Origin of the sequence: Neolewinella antarctica (genome assembly GCF_011927835.1) — a bacterium.
Lineage (GTDB): Bacteria > Bacteroidota > Bacteroidia > Chitinophagales > Saprospiraceae > Neolewinella > Neolewinella antarctica.
On record NZ_JAATJH010000010.1, the window covers coordinates 68,201 to 87,573 of the forward strand.

The 19,373-nt window shown below is 56.3% G+C and carries 9 protein-coding genes; 3 read left to right on the forward strand and 6 right to left on the reverse strand.

The window, feature by feature from the left end; genetic code table 11:
• Positions 1-138 precede the first annotated feature (138 nt).
• The 3 genes from rhaM to GGR27_RS18690 form a co-directional block, all read right to left on the reverse strand.
• On the reverse strand, positions 139-453 hold the full coding sequence (rhaM, locus tag GGR27_RS18680) for an L-rhamnose mutarotase (RefSeq protein WP_168040196.1): 315 nt from the start codon (positions 451-453) through the stop codon (positions 139-141).
• 25 nt (positions 454-478) lie between these two features.
• Positions 479-2,308: a glycoside hydrolase family 71/99 protein gene (locus GGR27_RS18685; protein ID WP_168040198.1), complete on the reverse strand. Its 1,830-nt coding sequence runs from the start codon at positions 2,306-2,308 to the stop codon at positions 479-481.
• Positions 2,309-2,641: 333 nt separating this feature from the next.
• Positions 2,642-4,423: an alpha-L-rhamnosidase-related protein gene (locus tag GGR27_RS18690; protein ID WP_168040200.1), complete on the reverse strand. Its 1,782-nt coding sequence runs from the start codon at positions 4,421-4,423 to the stop codon at positions 2,642-2,644.
• 389 nt (positions 4,424-4,812) lie between these two features.
• Here GGR27_RS18690 and GGR27_RS18695 point away from each other — a divergent pair, with 389 nt between their 5' ends.
• On the forward strand, positions 4,813-6,702 hold the full coding sequence (locus GGR27_RS18695; RefSeq protein ID WP_245184761.1) for a sensor histidine kinase: 1,890 nt from the start codon (positions 4,813-4,815) through the stop codon (positions 6,700-6,702).
• Between the two features lie 253 nt (positions 6,703-6,955).
• Here the strand turns inward: GGR27_RS18695 and GGR27_RS18700 are convergent, their stop codons facing one another.
• Positions 6,956-10,732, reverse strand: a complete 3,777-nt coding sequence (locus tag GGR27_RS18700) for a DUF5722 domain-containing protein (protein WP_168040202.1) — start codon at positions 10,730-10,732, stop codon at positions 6,956-6,958.
• Positions 10,733-10,934: 202 nt separating this feature from the next.
• Between GGR27_RS18700 and GGR27_RS18705 the strand changes: the two genes are divergently transcribed.
• Positions 10,935-13,622 carry a glycoside hydrolase family 78 protein gene (locus GGR27_RS18705; RefSeq protein ID WP_168040204.1) on the forward strand — a complete coding sequence of 896 codons (2,688 nt, stop codon included), beginning with the start codon at positions 10,935-10,937 and terminating at the stop codon, positions 13,620-13,622.
• A gap of 7 nt (positions 13,623-13,629) precedes the next feature.
• The gene (locus GGR27_RS18710; RefSeq protein ID WP_168040206.1) at positions 13,630-16,134 is read left to right on the forward strand and encodes an alpha-L-rhamnosidase; all 2,505 of its coding nucleotides are present in this window, start codon (positions 13,630-13,632) and stop codon (positions 16,132-16,134) included.
• 74 nt (positions 16,135-16,208) lie between these two features.
• On the opposite strand, the gene GGR27_RS18715 is transcribed toward GGR27_RS18710, so the two are convergent.
• Both GGR27_RS18715 and GGR27_RS18720 read right to left on the reverse strand, forming a co-directional pair.
• Positions 16,209-17,123: a Ppx/GppA phosphatase family protein gene (locus GGR27_RS18715; RefSeq protein ID WP_168040208.1), complete on the reverse strand. Its 915-nt coding sequence runs from the start codon at positions 17,121-17,123 to the stop codon at positions 16,209-16,211.
• A gap of 547 nt (positions 17,124-17,670) precedes the next feature.
• A complete protein-coding gene (locus tag GGR27_RS18720) occupies positions 17,671-19,209 on the reverse strand; it encodes a sulfatase (RefSeq protein WP_168040210.1) in 1,539 nt (512 codons plus the stop codon).
• Positions 19,210-19,373: the final 164 nt, after the last annotated feature.

Below are 19,373 nucleotides of genomic sequence, written 5' to 3' on the forward strand. Positions count from 1 at the left end.
TTCTAATTGATTTAATCACGCAATAAATTTGGCGAGCTACCGTTTGATAGCAATATTTTTAATTACTGGCCTTACGCAATCAGGTTTTGCCACAAAAGCACGGAACCACAAAAGTATAGGGCACAAGGTACTTCGATGTTAGGCCAGGTGAAACACCTCGCGCAGACTTTTCGACTCCGGGCTACCATCGGCGTTCGTACGCATGAGTGGCTCCATACTTTCCCACCAGCGCTTGCAAACGTCGGTGGTGGAAACAGCCGCCCACTTCTCCTCCGATTCGATCTCGGCGTAGCCGAACAGCGTTTTATTATCCTCACCCAGGTGGGTGCTGTAATTGTGGACGCCGTGCTCTTTCAGCATCGTGGCCATTTCCGGCCAGATCGGATTATGGCGCTTGATGTACTCCGCGACTTTATCCGGATAAACTTGGAGGGTAAATACTTTTCTTTGCATCGCGTAATCGTTTGTGTTGTAAAAGTTACCGCAACTTGCAGCGGTAATTAAATCTCGCGCTCGGTGCGCTGTCGCCCCGCTCGAGAAAGCGCATGGCGTCGCCGCCCGAATCTGCGTTATCGGTCCATTTGAATTGTAGCTCTTTTCCTAATTTACCCAGCAACTTGCGGGGAATCTTCAGTTCGAGTTGATTAACATTGACGGAAACGGGTATCTGTGCCACGTCCGTCCAGACCCAACCACCATTTGCTCTTTGTAATGACATGGCACCCGCGGCCGCGCCAGAATTGTCCGCCTTTACCGTCGACGCTACTAGCCGGTAGGTATAACCTAAATTATTGGTGCGCTCGCTTCCCGGGTTACTGAGCAGTAGTTCTAATCCTTCCGGCACTACGTCATCCGGAAGCTCGCCCGCGATGCGCAAGTAGAAAGCTAAGTCCTCACCATCGGCGGCGACTCTCGCTTCGAGTAGATCGTGGCGCCCCGAAGTGTTTACGTAATTTTTGCTGCCCCCCCACCCTATTTCGTCCCGGTGCTCGACGTCGCCGGCGTGATCGTAATAAATTGCCCGCACGGCTTCCCAATCGTCGAATTCACCATCCAGCATAATTGAGTTGTCCGAAACAACCGGCGCCGGGCGCGCGCCCTTGAAGCGACGGATTCCGTCGATCATCTGGTAGTAATAGTTATCCCCAAAACCGCCCCGCATCGGCTCGATGTCCCGGCTAAATTCTTCGTTGTACTGATCGACAAAATACGTTTCCCCCGTCGCAATCGGCTTACCCATTACCCGCTTGGCCTTCCCGTCGGTAAAGCGCATGGCTACCCATTCGTTCCAACCGGTAATGAAAATAAATTCTGGGTCCACCGCCAGCGCGCGCTCCCATTGCTCGGCGAAGAACCAGCCGGCGCCGGCGTCCGTGCTGTCGGCTGCGGGCTGGTGACCGTCGCGGAAGCTTCGACCAATGTTGGACACCGGGTGCTGGGCCGTTGAGACGACGATCTGTTCCGGCGTATCCGGGTCGTCGTGCCAGCCGTAATTCTGCGGGTAGTGGTCGATCCAGGGCCATTTATCCTTGCCGTCGCCGAACCATTCCTGACCGTCCGTCCAGGCCCAGGAGCGGCGGAAATTGAAGAATTCGGTGATTTCGGGACTTAGACCTTCCGGGTTACCCATCAGGAGTGGCTTGCCCTTCCACCGGAACCACAGGTCTTCGTAAAGCCCCTTGTCGTAAAAGCTCGCGAAGAGTTTATCCGTCGTCGCGACGTGGCGAGAATTGGTGAGAAAGGCCACCTTGGGAACCGCCCACCCGAGCTGCTGTAAACGAGAGAATACGGTACAGACTTTCAGTGCGATCGGTTGGTACACGACCGCGTTAGTGATATCGAAGACAATCACGTCGACGCCCGCGTCGCCCAGTAATTGGGCGTGTTTGGCAATCACCCAGTCATCGTCGCTGAGGTAGTAACCAAAATAGGGTTCGCCCCAGTGGTGGAAAGCGTGGTCGGGACCGTACCGCGGATTTTCCGGGTCGTCGAGTAGAATTTTACTAATGTCGTAGGGGCTCCGGTAACTGACGCCGGCTTGTTTCGGGTGGACGCCTTCCGTAGCCGTCGGTCCCGAATGTTCGTCGTGCCCGTGCGCGCCCAGCCAGGTGAAGTAGAAGATGCCTACGTGCTTATCCGGGCGGAGGTCGCCCACCTCTTCGTTACTGGGTAAAGATCGGTACAGCGCGTCCGTCGCCGCCCAGGTGTCGGCGCCCTGTGGGGAGACGTTGGGGGGTGAGGTGGTTTGGGCGCTGAGGAGCGCGGGAAGCGACAACATCAATCCGCAGAAGTATTGAAATATATTCACGGTGGTGAGCTGATCTAATTTAACGGATTAATTTACGTGCATTAGGTAGGGTACGAGCGCGAACGAAATCTTCACCACGTAAGGCACAGAAGAAGAAAAGAAGAAAAGCACACTTGCTTGTCTTTTCTGTGCTTTCTTTTCCCTTGAGTAGTCGGACAATATTATTTTAAGATTTTGACGAGCGCAGCGAGCTGTCTCATCTCCCCTCTACCTTTGGAGAGGGGCCTGGGGAGAGGGTTAAAAGATGTATGTTCAATATTTTCCAAGTACTTATGTATTTTTTGTGTTCCCACCTTCATTTAAATGCCATTAAGCAAAGGCAAGAACCCCCGATCATTTTCTACTCCGCTCCACTTCAATAATTTTCATCCCGTGCGGCACGTCGATCAGCGACTTCACCTCACCACTAGCCGTCTTAAAGTGCGTAACGCTGATTATTCCGTGCTTAGAAGGGTAAGTTCCCTTCGCATAGTCTAATTCTCCGAGATGCGGCTCGATGCGTACCGCGTCTCCCCCTTCCACGAGGCTAATCCCCAGCACGTGCTGGCTCATCCAGGCCGTCGGCCCACTCGCCCAGCCGTGGCAAAAACTGTGGCGGTAGCCGACGTAGCAGAACTCCCCGAAATCTCCGTGGATATCCGCTTTGCCTTCCGGCGTCAGCTCGGTGATCGGCGTAGCGTTGCGGCTGTCGTTAATGTCGAAGTCTTCCCAAAAGGTCGTCGCGCCGAGGTCGAGCATGCCGCCCCAGTATTCCTTGATCACGTCCATGGCACCCGCGTGATCGCCCGCGTCGGCCATCGCTTCGAGCATGTAGTAGCCATAAAAGGTGGACATGTTTTGCACGCCGTCTTTTTTCAGGATGTCGCGGTTAATCGTTGCGGCGTCCGCCAGCCCGGCCAGGGCCATCATGGCACCGGCTTGTTTGGTGGTGTTCCCTTCCGGCGTGTGCTTGCGTAGGCGCGCGGCAACGTCGGTGTACTTAGTGACCAACTCGGGCCGGCCGAGCGTGCCCATCATGTCGCTGCCGGCCTCGAAGGTGAGAATCATCATCGCCTGCAGACCGGCGTGGGTGGCTTTCGGGTCGGGGCTGGTCGGCCAGTCGAGGAAGCGGCCACCGTTCAGGATTTCGCTGTCGTTCTCGTCGATAAAAGTCTCGAGCTGCGTCAGCAGGTCCACCATGTAAGTCTCCTGTTCTTGCAAGTATTCGAGGTCGCCGTAATTGTCGTACCACTGTTTGTGAATAATGAGCCACCACATGGAGTAGCTGCTGATGGTGTTCATCCACTGCGGCAGTGGGTGCTGGTCGCGGGCGAGGTCGAGGCTGCGCGGCACGACGTCGTTGTTGCCGAATACGGACGCGACGGTCATGATCTCCGGGTGGAGGTCGCCGACCCAGACGAGGCGGTCGCGCTTGATGCCGTCCCACAAATAATCCTGCATGTTGAGGTGTACGGTGTAGGCACCGACGTTCCAGATTTCGTTGAGGCGCTCGTCGCTGCACTCGAAGGAGCCCAGGTAAGGCACGTCACGGTAGACAAAGGCGGCCTGCACGGCGTAGAGCGGCATGTTGACGCCCGCGTCCACCACGTCGATCCGGACGAAGCGGAAGCCCGTCTCCCCCACTTCCACGCTACCGAGCCAGGGCACTTCGATAACAAAGTCCCGCAGGCTGTGCTCGTTGGTTGCGTTTTTGTCGCCACCCACTTCGGACATACATTCCATGGCCGACTCGCCAAAACGGACGCGGAGTTTGACCGGTTCCTTACTGGGTTTGATGCCCGAACTGATCTTGAGCCCGCCGTGGAGTTCGCGCCCAAAATCGAGGAGAATGCCCGGTCTGTGGTCCGCGGTACTGATCAACCGCAGCTTTTTCGGGTCGTTGACGGCTACCTGTCCGTTACTCTTTTCCAGGAGTAGTTCAGAATTTTTGATGAACTCTCCGGTGTCGTCCGACTGCCAGACGATGCGCGTCGGCGTGAGGTAAGTTTTGACCATCGGCGAACGGTAAGCGTTTTCGATCTCCGCCTGGGTAAAGACGGGAGGAAGAGTCGTCTCTTGGGCGCGGACGCAGGTGCAGAGAAGAAGCGTCAGGAGCAGCGAAAGTAGATTTTGCATGGTGTCGATCGGTAAGCTGGAATAATGACTGGAAGGTAAGTAAGCCGACGGCCGCCCGCGTCCTGTACCTTCGGGGTTAGGGCACTCCCGGAGCGGCCCGGGAATATTCGAGACGCCGCCGCTATCGTCCCCACGTGGGCGAACACTGACGTACCGGCGACGTATTGATTTGAGCGGTAGCGAGCCCACCAGACAACCGGTTTTCATGGCGTATTCCCCGTGCAAATGACCGACCCCAATGTTTCTGGATCGTTGGACAAGCTTGCTCTAGCGTCGTTGTTATAACATTTACCAGCTATCTTTCCGCCGGCCTTAATCTCGCCGCTTTGTATTTTTAGCTTCAATTATCCCGGAGCGCCCCCTGTTCTTACTCTCATCAAGCACTAACCTTGGCTCACACACCGCAACGTTTACGCGTTTTCCTCCTGCTGTTCTGTTTGCCGCTGGTGGCCTCGCTCTACGGCCAACAAATTAACGAGCGACTGGACGTCATACTGGCTAGCCCCGCCGATACGCACCAGGTGCGTGCCCTGACGAGATACGTGGATAGTTTGTCCGGCAACATGCTGGAAGTGTCCGATAGTTTGTTCGACCTAGCCCTTGAGTTGGCGCGGGACCTCGACGATGACCGCGGCCTGGCCGAGCTTTATACCGAGCGCTACGCCTACTGTCTGAACGGCAGGAAAATAGCCGAAGGACAACGGCACGTCGCCCGGGCGATTGAATACGCCCGCACCAGTGGTCGCGATGATTTACTTCGTTCCGCCTACCTGACCGAAGTAATGTTTTTGATGGTTAGCGGTGACACGGAAGAAGCGGCCACGAGAGCTTCCGCCCTGGCCAGGGAATTTCGTACGTCGGGAAACTTGATTGGTGAATCTGAGGCCTACGGTATCTTGGCGTCATTAAGTTCTGGGTTCGGAAACTACGACTTGGCGGTAATTTATGACTCTACCTCCATCGACTTGGCTCTACGCAGTAAATCTCCGGAAACCATCGAGCGTTCCTATCTCACTGCATCCATGAGCAGCACTTACCGGGGGAACGCGGTAGCCGGCCTCGACCTCGCCGAAAAAGCACTGGCGGTCTCGCAAGAAATCGGTAGCACGAAAGGGATAAAGAACGGGCTAAGTGCGCGGGCCGCGGCAAACGTCGAACTGGGCAACTACGACGAAGCACTGGCGGATTACAAAAAGCTAAAAGTTGGCCAAGGCGAACAGAAGGCGACTTGGCGCATGACGAGCATGGGCAACCTCCTCCAGCGCACGGGCAAACACACGGAAGCCCGCGCCATTTTACTGGAGGTCGTCCGGATGGTCCAGGCAACCTCGCGGGACCCCATCGACCTAATCGAAACCTACCGCGCTCTCCAGACGGTGGGGTTGAATCAAATGCAGTACGACAGCGTAGTCAGGTACGAAAGACTAATTGCGGAGCAGCAAGACTCCCTCCAGACCGAAAAAAATATCAAAACCTTATTTGAGCTCGAGGAGAAGTACCACGCGGAAGAGCAGGAAAACGAAATTCAGTTACAACAGGAGCGACTCAGTCGTCAGCAAATAAAGTTGTACGCCATGGTCTGTGGACTAGTGCTGGCGCTCGTTGCGGTAGGCGTGTTTTACCTACTGAGCCAGCGCCTCAAAAAACGCAACGCCGAGAACGAACAACTGCTGAAGGATAAAGAAACCCTAATTGGTGAAATTCACCACCGGGTGAAAAACAACCTTCAAGTAATTTCCAGCCTGCTCCAACTACAGCGCCGCGGGCTGGGTGCCGATAACGAAAAAGGCCGCGAGGCCCTCCTGGAAAGCCAGAGCCGGGTGGCCGCCATGGGGCTCATCCACAACAAGCTCTACCAGGGCACGGAAGTCACCTCGGTGCACATGCCCGAATACCTCGAAAACTTAGGAGAAACCTTGCTCGACGCCTACAGTCTGGAAGAGCAGGTGGAAGTATTCTATGACGTGGCGGACATCAAGCTCGACGTGGACGTAGCCATTCCCCTCGGCCTCATCATCAACGAATTGATCACCAACGCCCTCAAGTATGCTTTCCCGCAGGGTCGGGAGGGTACCATTGCCATCGGGCTCCACCACGATCAGGGCCACCTCCGACTGTCCGTTATCGACAACGGAGTGGGCGTACTCGCCGCGGAAAAGCGTTCCGACAGTACCTCCTTCGGCACCAACCTGATCAAACTACTAACCGATAAACTCAGGGGAACGGCGCGGGTTCTTGACGTAAAAGGTTACGGGATTGAAATCATCTTTGACAAGTAAACGAGTCGCCAGTTTCACCTAAAAAATTTGAGTTTATCCCCACATCCGGCCACCTCCGTGCCAGCGGACCTGCTGCACCAATGATGTTTATACGCTGGGTGCCAAAGTTCTGGGCGCGGTCGCTGGTGCCGTGTAGAAGACGGCGGGAGCCAAGAGATATTTTACCCCCAGTGGATATCCCCTAAGTACGAGGACACCCACCGACTTACGTCAGTGGGTGTCCTGCATTACGTTCGCAACCGATGCATTCAATCTACCGCAGTACCACCTTCGTCGCGAAGACCGCGCCCGTCTCGGCAATCATGCGGAGCACGTACACGCCCGTGGCGTAACCCCCGAGATTGATGTTCCCCGCTGCATCGGGCTTCCCGATCAGGCTTACCCGCCCGGTAGCGTCAACGAGTTCCAACTCGCGCACGACCTCCCCGGCGGGCGGTTGAACCTTAAGTATGCCGTTACTCGGATTTGGCGAGATGGATAATTCAGCACCAGCTCCGCTAAATTGGACGCGGCGTACCGGAGAAGTGGATTCGGTGCCGTCAAAATCGCGCTGCGTGATCCGGTAGTAGTTGGATGCGCCTAGCGGTGCTTCGTCCACCAATTCGTAGCGTTGTTGCGTGCTCGCCGGCAGGGCCGGTACGTCGGCCAGTAGCTCCCACGACCGGGCGTTCCCGGACCGTTCGACCCGGAAACCGGCGTTTTCCGTCTCCACCGTCGTTTCCCAATTCAGTACCGCTTGCTTACCGTTCTTCGCCCGTGCCGTGAAGGATAACCATTCCACCGGTAGGGTACAGAGATTTACGTTAACGGTCGTTGGTTCGGTGACCATTAGTACGTCGGAGGCCACCAGTGCACCGTCCCGGTAGACTTCGTAGGGCTGGTCCACGTCCGAGGCCACGTTGTAGAATTCGAGGGTGCCATCGGGCTGCGGCATTTTCTTTTCCCCGTTAAAGCTCACTACCGTTTCGGTGGTGGGGTCGTCACACGCAATCGACATCGTCACCGGCCACGGCGTCGTTTCACTCGCGAAGGCGAACTGAATCTCCGACCAGTCGCTGATACCAATGGTCGACCGGTAGGGATCAAGAACGGCATCCTCCTGGTTCGTGCCGGCGGCTTCCCAGACGAACCAGCCTTCTTTTTTCGTATTAAACTCCTCGACCGTCCCCGGCACGTTCGTCCACAGACCGAACTCCAGGCCCGCTTCGTTCGGGTTATCCACCCAGCGGTGGAGTTGAATGTTCTCGATGGCCGGTAACCGCCGGTAGGTCTTCTTCCAGAAGTAAGCCAGCGCGGCCGCCTGGGTGGTTTCGTTCGCGTTGGCGTTCCGGTCCGCATTGGAACTGAAGCCGTTTTCACTCAGCAGGATTGTCCGCACCTTCTTACCGTTGTACAGCACACTTTCCTGGCGCACGTAGGCGTCGATCACCTCCAGATTCCGGGGCGTGATCTGGGCGGCGTTGAAGTTGAGCGGCGTTGTGGCGGGGCTATCTTCCCAGACCTTGGGATTGAACAGGTTAGTCGGGTAAGAATGCCAGCCGATGCCCCATTCGTAGTCACTTTCCAGTTTCATGAGGCCACCGAGGACGGTCAGGATTTCTTTGGAGCGGAAGTTGGGTCCGTTCTCGCCGCCGACTTTGCTGGCGAAGTGCTTGGTAAAGGAGCTAAATACTTTGGCCGTCGGGTTGTACTTACGCGCCGTAAAGTGGACCATGCGCATCGACCGGTCGTAGATCTGCGTGTAGAGTGGGGCTGGTTTCTGGCCGGCGTGCGTCCAGGAAGTGTGGGCGTCGACTTCGTTGTGGATAATCCACTGATCCATTCGTCCGTACAGCCCGTCCGGGCGCGAATACCGCTTCGCCAGAAAATCGACCAGCATGGTGTAGTGCTCCACGCCGGCGGGGGTGGCCACGTTGGCCATACTGTACAGCCCCAGGCTCGCGTCCGGGTGGCGGAAGATGCTGTCGATGACGGGGTTGTTAAATCGGACGGGAATCAACAGCACGAAGGAAGTCTTAATGCCAGCATTCGTACACGCCACGATGCGGCTGTCGAGGTTATCGACGAAGTTCTGATTGATGTTGTAGCTCTTGCCGTTAAACTGGTAGGTCGTCGTATTAGCGTTTGCGTTGAGCGCGAAAACGCCGTTGAGCAACAAGTTGATCTTCATGCTCTTGACGCCGAGGTCCGTCAGGTCACCGAAGTTGTTGGCGAGGGCGTAGGGCGAAAGGCCGTCGAGGCCCTTGACGGTCTCCGCTTTCTCCTCCGCTAGGTTATTCGCCGCAATGGCAACGATGTCGGTCGCCCAACTCAGCGGGGAGGTTTTGGTGTACGTGCCGTCTCCGTCGTCAGTCACCACGACCCAGCGGGCGTAGAGTCGGTCCTTATCCCGGTCGGCCAGGGGGGCGAAACGGGTTTGAGTGACGGTAAATTCGCCGCCGACCGCAGTAATGGGGGTCAGATTTTCGTAGGTGTCCAGGTTGAAGCCGTAGTCTTCGGGGTCGACTTCGGCCAAAAAGTACGGGCCGGCACCGGTTAGCGTGCCGGTGATGGTCACTTCGGTCTCGTCGATTTTCACGTCGCTTACCCGATCCGCGTAGGTAGTCGTCCGGTACTGGTTGAACTGCTGGTTAATGACCTGGCTCAGGAACTTGTCGCTGTTCCGCTCGTCGATTTTTTCCTGAGCGGTGGGCTTGCGCAGAACGGGGTTGCGGATCAAGATGGTTTTAGCGACATTCTCGTTCTTACCGAAATCGAAGCGAAATTCCGTCCGTTTATCGTCCTGAAAATTATCCAGGAACAAGCGGGGGTTAACGGTAAAGGTCGTCCACCCCGTCGCGGCGGGAAGTTCGCCCGCGTTGAGGAGTTGAGTACCGTTGATGGGTGGGCCGAAGAAAATTTCCAGCAGATTATACCCCTCGGCCGCCTGGTATTCGAACTCGATGATGTAGGTGGAATCAATGTTATAAAGCTCCGTCACCGATTTCGTCCGAATCCAGGGGTCGTTACCGCTGGTGTTAAATTCGTATTCGCGGGGCCCGGTCTCGGTGGCAATTAATCCGCTACTGGTGGCTCCGACGTTGAACTCCAGGGGGACCGTCTCCAGCACCACCGGCGGCTCCACGTCGGCGGCCTCGGAAAACGTGGGCTCGCGTAAGTACAACTCATTTACGTTGATCGTCTTACCCGGCTGGCGACCGAAATCCAGGCGCAGTTTAGTAACGGGGTCGGCGAGCCAATCCACGTCGCCTTCCTGCATGAACCCGGTAAAGCGGGTTGCGGTGGCTGCCGCGGGTAGCGGTCCGAATTCGGCCATACGCGTCGGGGTCCAGGGCTCGCCGAAAAAGACGCGAAAATCGTCCAGGGCGTCACCAAAGTAGTCATACTGCAGGACGTAGGTTGTCGCCGGATCGTAAGCATCCGTAAAGGGTTGGGTGGCCACCCAGGGGTCGGCACCGGAGGTAACGATGTCGAAGCCACCGTTGCCGTCCGGGGTAACCGTAGTCGCGTTGGGGTTGGTCTGAGCGGGGTCGAGGTTAAGGGGTATCACTTCCGTAGCCGTCGGCGCGCGCAGTTGCAGGTTGCGGATGCTCAGGCTGGGGCGGCCCGTCCGGCTAAAGTCGAAGCGAAAGCTTTGGAAAGGACTGTCCCAATTATCGACGTCGAATTTCATGAATGCTTTAAACGTCTGGAAGCCGGTGGTGGCGGGCAGGTCGGCAAAAGTCACCCGGCGGGCGGAGTTAACGGGCCCGTAGAAGATCTCGAGGAAGTCGAGCCCGGCCGGCGCATCGTATTCGAAGCTGATGACGTAAACGTTGTCGGGGTCGTAAGAGCCGGGCGAGAAGGCCGCCGTAGGTACGAAAGCATCGTTACCGGTAACGGCAATGGCGTAGGTGCCGGGGGTCGGCTCGGTGATGGTCATTCGCCGCGCGCCGTTCGTATCGAAGGCCAGGTCGAAACTTTGGGCGCGGACGCCGGTGCCGAGGATGGCCAGTAAAAGCAGGCTGAGGAAGGTAAATTTTGTTTGCATGAATGGTTTGTGTTTAGTAATCAACTACTCTAAAGTTATTGACCCAGACTACTTCACCCGTCCTGTACCTACCGGCTCCGTTACGCTCTACCCCGCCATTTTGTACGAACACCCCCCCGCACCCCGAAAGAGCAGGATGCCCAAAGCCACCGCCCTACCCTATTTTACTTGCCGTTTCGATCTTGCAAAACCAACTTTATACATGACGACCACCCGGCTGTTCTTCACTCTGCTCTTCCTGTCACTCCTCTGCACCAGCGTCCGCGACGCGAAAGTTAGTCCCGTACTTAGTCGGGACGCCCAAACGGCACTAAAAGTCACCAACCCCCGCGTAGAGTACCAAAGCGGCAACGTTTCCGTCGATGTGGACAAGCCCCGCTTCAGTTGGGAACTAACCGGCGAAGGGCAGGACCGCCAACAATCCGCCTACAGAATTACCGTACACGATGACGGCGGAGAAACCTGGAACACGGGCAAGATCACCTCCCGCGCCACGAATCAGATCGCGTACGAAGGGACGACCTTGCAATCCAACCGACAATACACCTGGGGCGTCACCAGTTACGACGAAAACGACCGCGCCTCCACCGTAAACGGCGGCACGTTTCGCACCGGCCTCCTCCATTTCTCCGACTGGAAAGGCGAATTTATCGGCCACGACGTCGGCTACGATACCACCGATAAATACAAAGAATTATACCTCCCGCCCGCCCGCTATTTGCGCAAAGATTTCGAGGTGGCCGGAAAAGACATCAAACGCGCCACGGCCTACACCACCGCCCACGGGCTATACGAACTGAGCATCAACGGCGAGAAGGTGGGCGACGAACTATTCCTCCCCGGCTGGACGGATTACGACAAGCGACTTTACTACCAAACCTTCGACGTGAAACCCTATTTAGAAGCCGGCGACAACACCGTCGGCGTCACCCTGGCCGACGGCTGGTACGCCGGCTACGTAGGCTACGCGCTGCTCACCCGCCAGGATAAAGTCCGGGAATTCTACGGCGTCAACCCCGCCTTCATGGGCCAGATCCACGTCGAATACACGGACGGAACGACCGACACAATCGCCTCCAACGAAACCTGGCAAGCCAACACCGGCCCCATCCTCGAAGCCGACATCCTGATGGGCGAAACCTACGACGCCCGCCTGGAAATGGACGGCTGGGATAGCCCCGGCGCCGACACGACCGGCTGGCAAAAACCCCGCCCCTACGTCTTCGCTAAAGGCCGCCTGCAAGCCTACCCCGGCGAGTACGTCAGCGTGCGCGAAAGCCTCCCCGCCCTGAAAATGACTGAGCCGGAACCGGGCACTTATATCTACGACCTGGGCAAAAACTTCGCCGGCATCATCGAACTGAAAGTCGACGTACCGGCCGGCACCGAGATCAAAATCCGCTACGCCGAACTGCTGCGCGACGAGGACGGCGGCATGATGACCGGCAACCTGCGCAAAGCCCGCGCGACCGATACGTACGTCGCTAAGGGCGGCGGCACCGAGGTGTGGCGACCACGCTTCACCTACCACGGATTCCAATTCGTGGAGCTGACGGGCCTGCCGACCGCCCCGGGTTTGGACGCCGTTACCGGATTGGTACTCAGCTCGATAGAAATGGATGCGGGCCAATTTACCAGTTCGAACCCCATGAACAACCAGCTCTTCGAAAACATCAAAACCACCCAGGCAGCCAATTTCTTCGAAGTCCCCACCGACTGCCCCCAACGCGACGAGCGACTCGGCTGGACGGGCGACGCGCAGGCCTTCGTCCGCTCGGCCACCTACACGGCGGACGTGGCGGCGTTTTTCACTAAGTGGCTAATTGATCTCGACGACAGCCAATTGTGGTTCGGTGCCTATCCCAATTTCGCGCCCTTCCCCTTCAGCCGCCCGGGTTCCTACTCGCCCGCCTGGATGGACGCCGGCGTGATCGTCCCCTACACCATTCACCAGGTTTACGGAGATACGCGGGCGCTGGAAAAAGCGTGGGACGGAATGGAGAAATTTATGGATTTTCAGGCGGACGCCAGTACGGATTACCTCCGCCCCGGAGCCGGAAAAAACTGGGGCGATTGGTTGACGACCGGCGCTGCGACGAGTAATGATTTTATCGCTTCGGCTTACTACGCTTACGATGCGACGTTAATGGCGAAAATGGCCGATGCTTTGGGTAAACCCGAACGGGCGAATCATTATCGTGATGTGTTTCAAAACATTAAAACAGCCTTCAGTAAAAAATATATTCTACCTGACGGAAGTACCACGGAAGGTACGCAGACGGCTTACGCACTTGCGCTGTATTTCGATCTTTATCCGGCCGATCTCGCAGCCGAGGGAGCCAAACAGCTGGCGCAGTCGATTACCGAAAACGGCGACAAATTCTCCACCGGTTTCCTCGGTACGAAGCACGTCATGCTGGTCTTATCGCAGTTCGGCCACCACGATCTTGCGTACCGTGTTTTTCAGCAGACGGACTATCCGAGTTGGGGTTTTTCCGTCGCCAACGGCAGCACCTCCATCTGGGAACGGTGGAATAGCTACACGAAGGATGCCGGCAGCAACGAGAAGATCAACGCCGCGATGAATTCCTTTAGCCACTACGCTTTCGGGTCGGTCGCGGAGTGGATGTATCGGTACGGTTTGGGTATCGAGACGGACGGAGCGGGCTTTCGGGAAATTACGATTCAACCGGCCATTAGTAAGGAGATTGACGAGATGAGCGGAAGTTATAATTCCATCAACGGCCCCATTGCTTCTTCGTGGAAACGAACGGGAAATACGGTCACCGTTGATGTCACTATCCCCGTCAACACTACGGCGACCGTTCACTTGCCCGAAAGAACGGAAAAAATTGGCTCCGGTACTTATTCATTCGAGGTTATAGAATAAAATCATCATGCGGTATCCAGTCTTGTTGTTCCTACTTCCGTTTCTTGGCTGCGCGGAGGAAACGCCGATTGAGGTGCTACCTATTCCTGATCAACGTGATTGGCGGGCGGAATGGTTGTCTTTTCCGACGACGGATACGGACTTGGTAGACACGCTCGTTCTCCCGCCCGCCGCATATTTCCGCAAAAGTTTTGAGCTCGAAGCAATGCCGGAACGGGCGATTGTGTACGTTTCCGCGCTAGGCTTGGTGGAGCCCCGGATTAACGGGGAAGCCGTTACGGGTGACCTTTTCTTACCCGGTTGGTCTGACTATAATAAGCGCATTTATTACCATGCTTACGACGTGACGGACTTACTGCGAGCGGGTAAAAACGTCATCGGCTGCACCTTGGCGGACGGTTGGTACGCGGGTTACGTCGGTCCCAAGTCCTTGTCGAATCCCGAAAATCGCGGTCTCTACGGCGATACTACGGCGTTGATCGTGCAGTTGGATTTGCTGCAGCCTGAGGGTGAGACCGTCAGCATAGTATCCGACAGCAGCTGGCGGGCTAGTACCGGACCGCTGCGGTACGCTGATTTATTGATGGGGGAATTCTATGACGCGCGGTTGGAAAACCCGGGCTGGGATGCACCTAATTTTAATGCAATTAATTGGGCGTCCCGACAGAGTACGGGACTAGCTTTCGAGTCGCGGCCGCTGGTGCAAGGTCAGGACGGAGCGCAGTGGACACAGCGCCTCGAACTTTATCCGGGAAATCAAATAAATACCTACGACGAGCTAGTACCGGTAAAGATTACCGAGCCTGAAAGTGGTGCTTACCTCTTCGATATGGGGCAAAACTTCGCCGGCCACGTCCGGCTAAGCGTAAGCGGCCCTGCAGGTGACACCATCCGCCTCCGCCACGGCGAAATGCTGAATACGGACGGTAGTCTAATGACCGAGAACCTACGTTTTGCCCGGGCGACGGATACTTATGTTTTAAATGGGGATGGCGAGGAAGTGTGGGAGCCCCGTTTCACGTACCACGGTTTCCAGTACGTAGAAGTTAGTGGCTTACGACAAAAGCCCGGTCCGGAACTACTAACCGGCGTCGCCGTCAGTGCCTCGACGCCCATGACGAGTACTTTCAGTAGCTCCGACACCCTCCTCAACCGGCTCTACGAGAACATCGTCTGGACCCAGCGCTCCAATTTCCTCGAAGTCCCGACCGACAGTCCCCAGCGCGACGAACGCCTCGGCTGGCTCGGCGACGCACAGATCTTCTCCCGCTCCGCCCTCTACAACGCCGACCTGAATGACTTCTACCGCAAGTGGTTCGCCGATTTACGTGATGCGCAGTACGACTCCGGCGCCTACGCCAACTTCGCGCCCCGCCCTTACCCCGACCTCGTCTGGTATTCTCCCGGCTGGATGGAAGCCGGCCTGATGGTACCCTACAACGCCTGGCAGTTTTCCGGAGATACTTCCCTGATTGCCGAGCACTACGAATCGATGACCGGATTCATGGATTTCGTCATCGCCAAGAGCGAACCCTTCGGCTATTTCTACCCCGAGAACTCCTGGACAGAGATTGGCCCCAAAGGCGGTTTCGGTGATTGGCTGGCGTTGACGGATAAGCACCTGGCGCACGACATCCTGGCCTCCATTTACCTAGCGCATTCCTTTCATATCATGGCCGAAATGAGCTCTGCTCTAAACAAAACAACCCAGGCATCCCGCTACCGAGCCTTATTTGATAAGTCCAAGGCTGCTTTTATAAGCCACTACGTTGCGCCGGACGGTCGCTTCCTAATCGATGAAGCGAAATACGGCGACGGAAAGGGGTACTTCGAAGGCGAAAAAGGCTTCACCGGCCACACCCAATCCGGTTACGCCTCGGCGATCTACTTCGATATTTTACCGGATAGCTTAGCGGCGCTGGCGGCGGGCCACCTGGTCGATCTGGTGGAGGCTGCCGACCGCAAACCCACCTCCGGCATCCTGGGTATCCGACAACTCTTACCGGCCCTTTCCAAGATCGGTCGGGGTGACCTGGCCTACGCGATGCTGCTCGACGAGCGCTACCCCGGCTGGGGTTTTCAGATCGCCAACGGTGCTACGACCATCTGGGAACGCTGGAATAGCTACACGCACGAGGAGGGGTTCGGTGGTGCCAGGAACGCCAAGATGAATTCTTTTAATCACTACGCCTTTGGCGCGGTGGGCCAGTTTCTGTTCAGTGAAATGGCGGGGATTCGTCCGGCGGAACCGGGTTTCGCAACTATTCTAATTCAACCCGATTTTGGCGACGGCTCGCTGCGGGAGCTTGTGGCGACTTACTTGTCCACCCGTGGTTTAATCGAGTCCGCCTGGGAGATCGACGGGGATGAAGTGCACCTAACCGTCAGTATTCCCAAAGGCACTACCGCTACGGTTCTGCTACTTAGCACTGATACGGACCGGCGGGAACAAGCAATTGGCCCGGGCACCCACGAATTCACCTTTTCACTGCTCGCCAGCACCGAGCGCTAAGAACAAGTACCCCATTAGTGCGCTTGATGAACCTACCGAGCGGCGTTCTACGTAGCGCCGTTACTTGCACCCCATCAGAAGTTTGACAAATATTCCAACTGGTTAATGTGGCGCTTGGACGTCCGCTCGTACAGTTCGTAAACGATTCCATCCTTCAGCCCGACGCGCGGCACGAGGATGGCGTCCGCCCCCACCCGCTCCAGCACGTGAATGTAGATTTCCGCGGCGGGGATAATGACGTCGGCCCGGTCGGAGTTCAGTTTCAGGATGGTGTGACGCTGTTTGAGGGTAAACGCTTTGATGTAGGCGCGCAACGCTCTGAGTTCGACTACGGACATTGCACCCTTGCCGGACCGGCTGGACAGTTTGTACAAGCGGTTGATGTTGCCGCCGGTTCCGATCCCGATAACGTTTTTCATCTTCCCGAAATCGCCTTCCTTAATCCAGTGGTCCATTTCCTTAAAGACCCCGGCACGCTGCTCGGCGTTCAGCTTACGGACAGTTCCGATTTTGAACGAGCGGCCGTTGACGAGCTCCTTCCCCCGGTATAAATTCACCTCCGTGCTACCGCCGCCCACGTCGATGTGTACGGAGGGCCGGTCGCTTAAGTACGGAATGATGGCTTTGTTGAGGATGCTGGCTTCGTCCGCCCCCGAGATGATCTGAATGTCGACGCCGGTCATCGCGTGAATCAGGTTGCGCACGTCCTCCCCGTTCTCCGCCTCGCGCATGGCGGAGGTGGCGACGGCGAAGCTGGCCTTGACGTCGTAGAGCTGGGTCAGTAAGTGAAACGTCTGCATCAGCTTACCAAACTTAGCAATCGTTGCCTGGCTGAGTTTCCCCTCGTTGAAAACGTCCTGACCGAGGCGGAGGGGGAAACGGAGATACTCCAGGCTTTTGAAGCTGATGAACTCCTCGTCTTCGTCGTACACCTGGGCGATTTGGAGGCGGATGGCGTTGGAGCCTATGTCGATGGCGGCTAGTTTCATGGGGTGTTCAGTTGTGCGTGGATAGGTAGAAGCTGGGTAATGAGAATCCGGCAGGAATAGCGTTACTCAACAGAGAGCCAGCATTGTTAATTATGTCAAATTTGTAGTGCGAAAATTTATTCGGCTTTCCCCCCGCTATCCTAGTGCCGGTATCCTTTCCAAGTCCCTCCGTATCGATAAAAAGCACCCTCCCGGTGCACCTCACAACACCGCTTACAGACAAAGATCCAAACCTTCCCTTTCTGAATCTGCACCCGGAACAAGGTTGTGTGTTCTTCCTGGCAAGTGGCGCAAATCTTAGTTTTCATGGCGGTCTTTGGGGGCGGAACGGGGCGGTGGATTAAAGGTTGCTATCCGAGTACTGGCTAAATCGGTACGACCTGTCGGTCGCGACGCAAAATTTGAACACAAAAGCACAGAAGGAACAAAAAGCGCAAAACAGCAACAAAAAACTAGAAAAGCACCCAAGCGTTTTCAGTGCTTTTCTTCTTTCTTTTTTTGTGTCTCATGTGTTCCCCTCCTTCCACCCCCTTAATTACTTTCATACTCAGTAACTAGGGTACCGATCCATGGGAAACGCCTTCGTCTTACCCATCGGACTCTTCGCCGCCGGATCGTACTTAGGGTTAATCACCGGTAACTGCCCGCCGATCTCCGCCACGTGCGCGTCGATCAGTGCCCCCAGCCGCGCAACTACTTCCGGGTGACGGTCCGCCACGTCGTTTGTTTCCGTCAGGTCTTCGGCGAGGTTGTAAAGCCGGTAGACGTCTCCCCGGTCAGTGCCTTCGCCGTACTCTTTGATGCACTTGAAGTCGCCGGACCACGCCGCCGTGGAGGGCAGGTTGTCCGGTGCGATGACGTAGTGGGGAAAGTGGCTGAAGATAGCGTCCCGTTTCAGTGATTTTGCGTCCCGCAGTACCGGGAGCAAGCTGAGCCCGTCCAGTGCTTGGTCCGGGTTAGCCACCGTTCTCGAAGCCTCCAAAAACGTGGGGTAAAAATCAATACTTTGAATTAACTCGTCGGACGACGTGCCGGGCGCGATCTTCCCGGGCCAGACAACGATGGCCGGCACCCGAATGCCCCCGTCGTGAATATTCCCCTTGCCGTGGCGCAGCGGGTAATTGTTTGTCGGGAATTCTCCGTCGATCGTATTGTACATATTACCGCCGTTGTCGCTGAAGAATACAATCAGGGTATTATCCATCAATTCCAATTCCTCCAGTTTATCCAGCAGCATCCCTAGGCTCTGATCCACCTTTTCCATCATACCACCCATGATCGATGCGTTTTGCTTCCCGCGCGGATCGGTTTTGGCGGCGTACTTATCGATTAAATCCTGCGGAGCCTGGAAGGGCGCGTGAACGCCAAATTGCCAAAAATTCAGGTAGAAAGGCTCGTCCTTGTGCGCTTCCATAAAGTCCATCGCTTCGTACGTGATGCGGTCGGTAATGTATTCTTTCGGTTCCCCGTCGGGGAGGTTAGCTATCTTGTAAGGGGAGAAGAAACTGGGTGGACCGGGGTGCATCATTCCGCCAACGTTGACGTCAAAACCCTGCTGCTCGGGCCAGTAGCCTTTTTGGCCAAGGTGCCACTTACCCATGTGTGCGGTGACGTAGCCGTTAGTTTTCAGGGCTTCGGCGATCGTAAATTCTTTCAGCGGGAAGAACGTGCGGATGCCCTGCTGCACCATTTTTTGCCACGGCGCGCCTTCCGTGCGGGTCAGGTCCTCCTCCGGATTGGGCGGCAGGTGACCGGCCGGGGTCGTCATCCCGAAGCGACCGGGGTGCTTGCCACTCAGGATGCTGGCGCGGGTCGGTGAGCACAACGGGTTGGCGGCGTAGGCGCGGGTAAAATTCATCCCCAGCTTCGCCAGCCGCTCCATATTCGGGGTTTCGTAGTATTCGCTGCCGTTGACGCTCGTGTCCATCCAACCCATGTCGTCCACCAGGAACATAATGATGTTAGGTTTGCGCTCCACGGTCTCTGGCACGCGGCCGTCCCTACTTAGTGCGGGACTAGCTGGTGCGTTGCACGTGGTGAAGAGCATGGTGAGGATCAGGGGAAGTATAAACTGGTATGCTTTCATAATATGATTATTCTTAATTCTAGCACCTTTTGTTTTTACCACACAGCGCACAGAAGACACAGAGCGTGCTTACATATTCGTTGAAACTAAGTCATTGAAAGAATTCAATACGACACTACTCACGCTCCAACGTCAATCACGTCTCCCCTCTCCTCTTCTGGAGA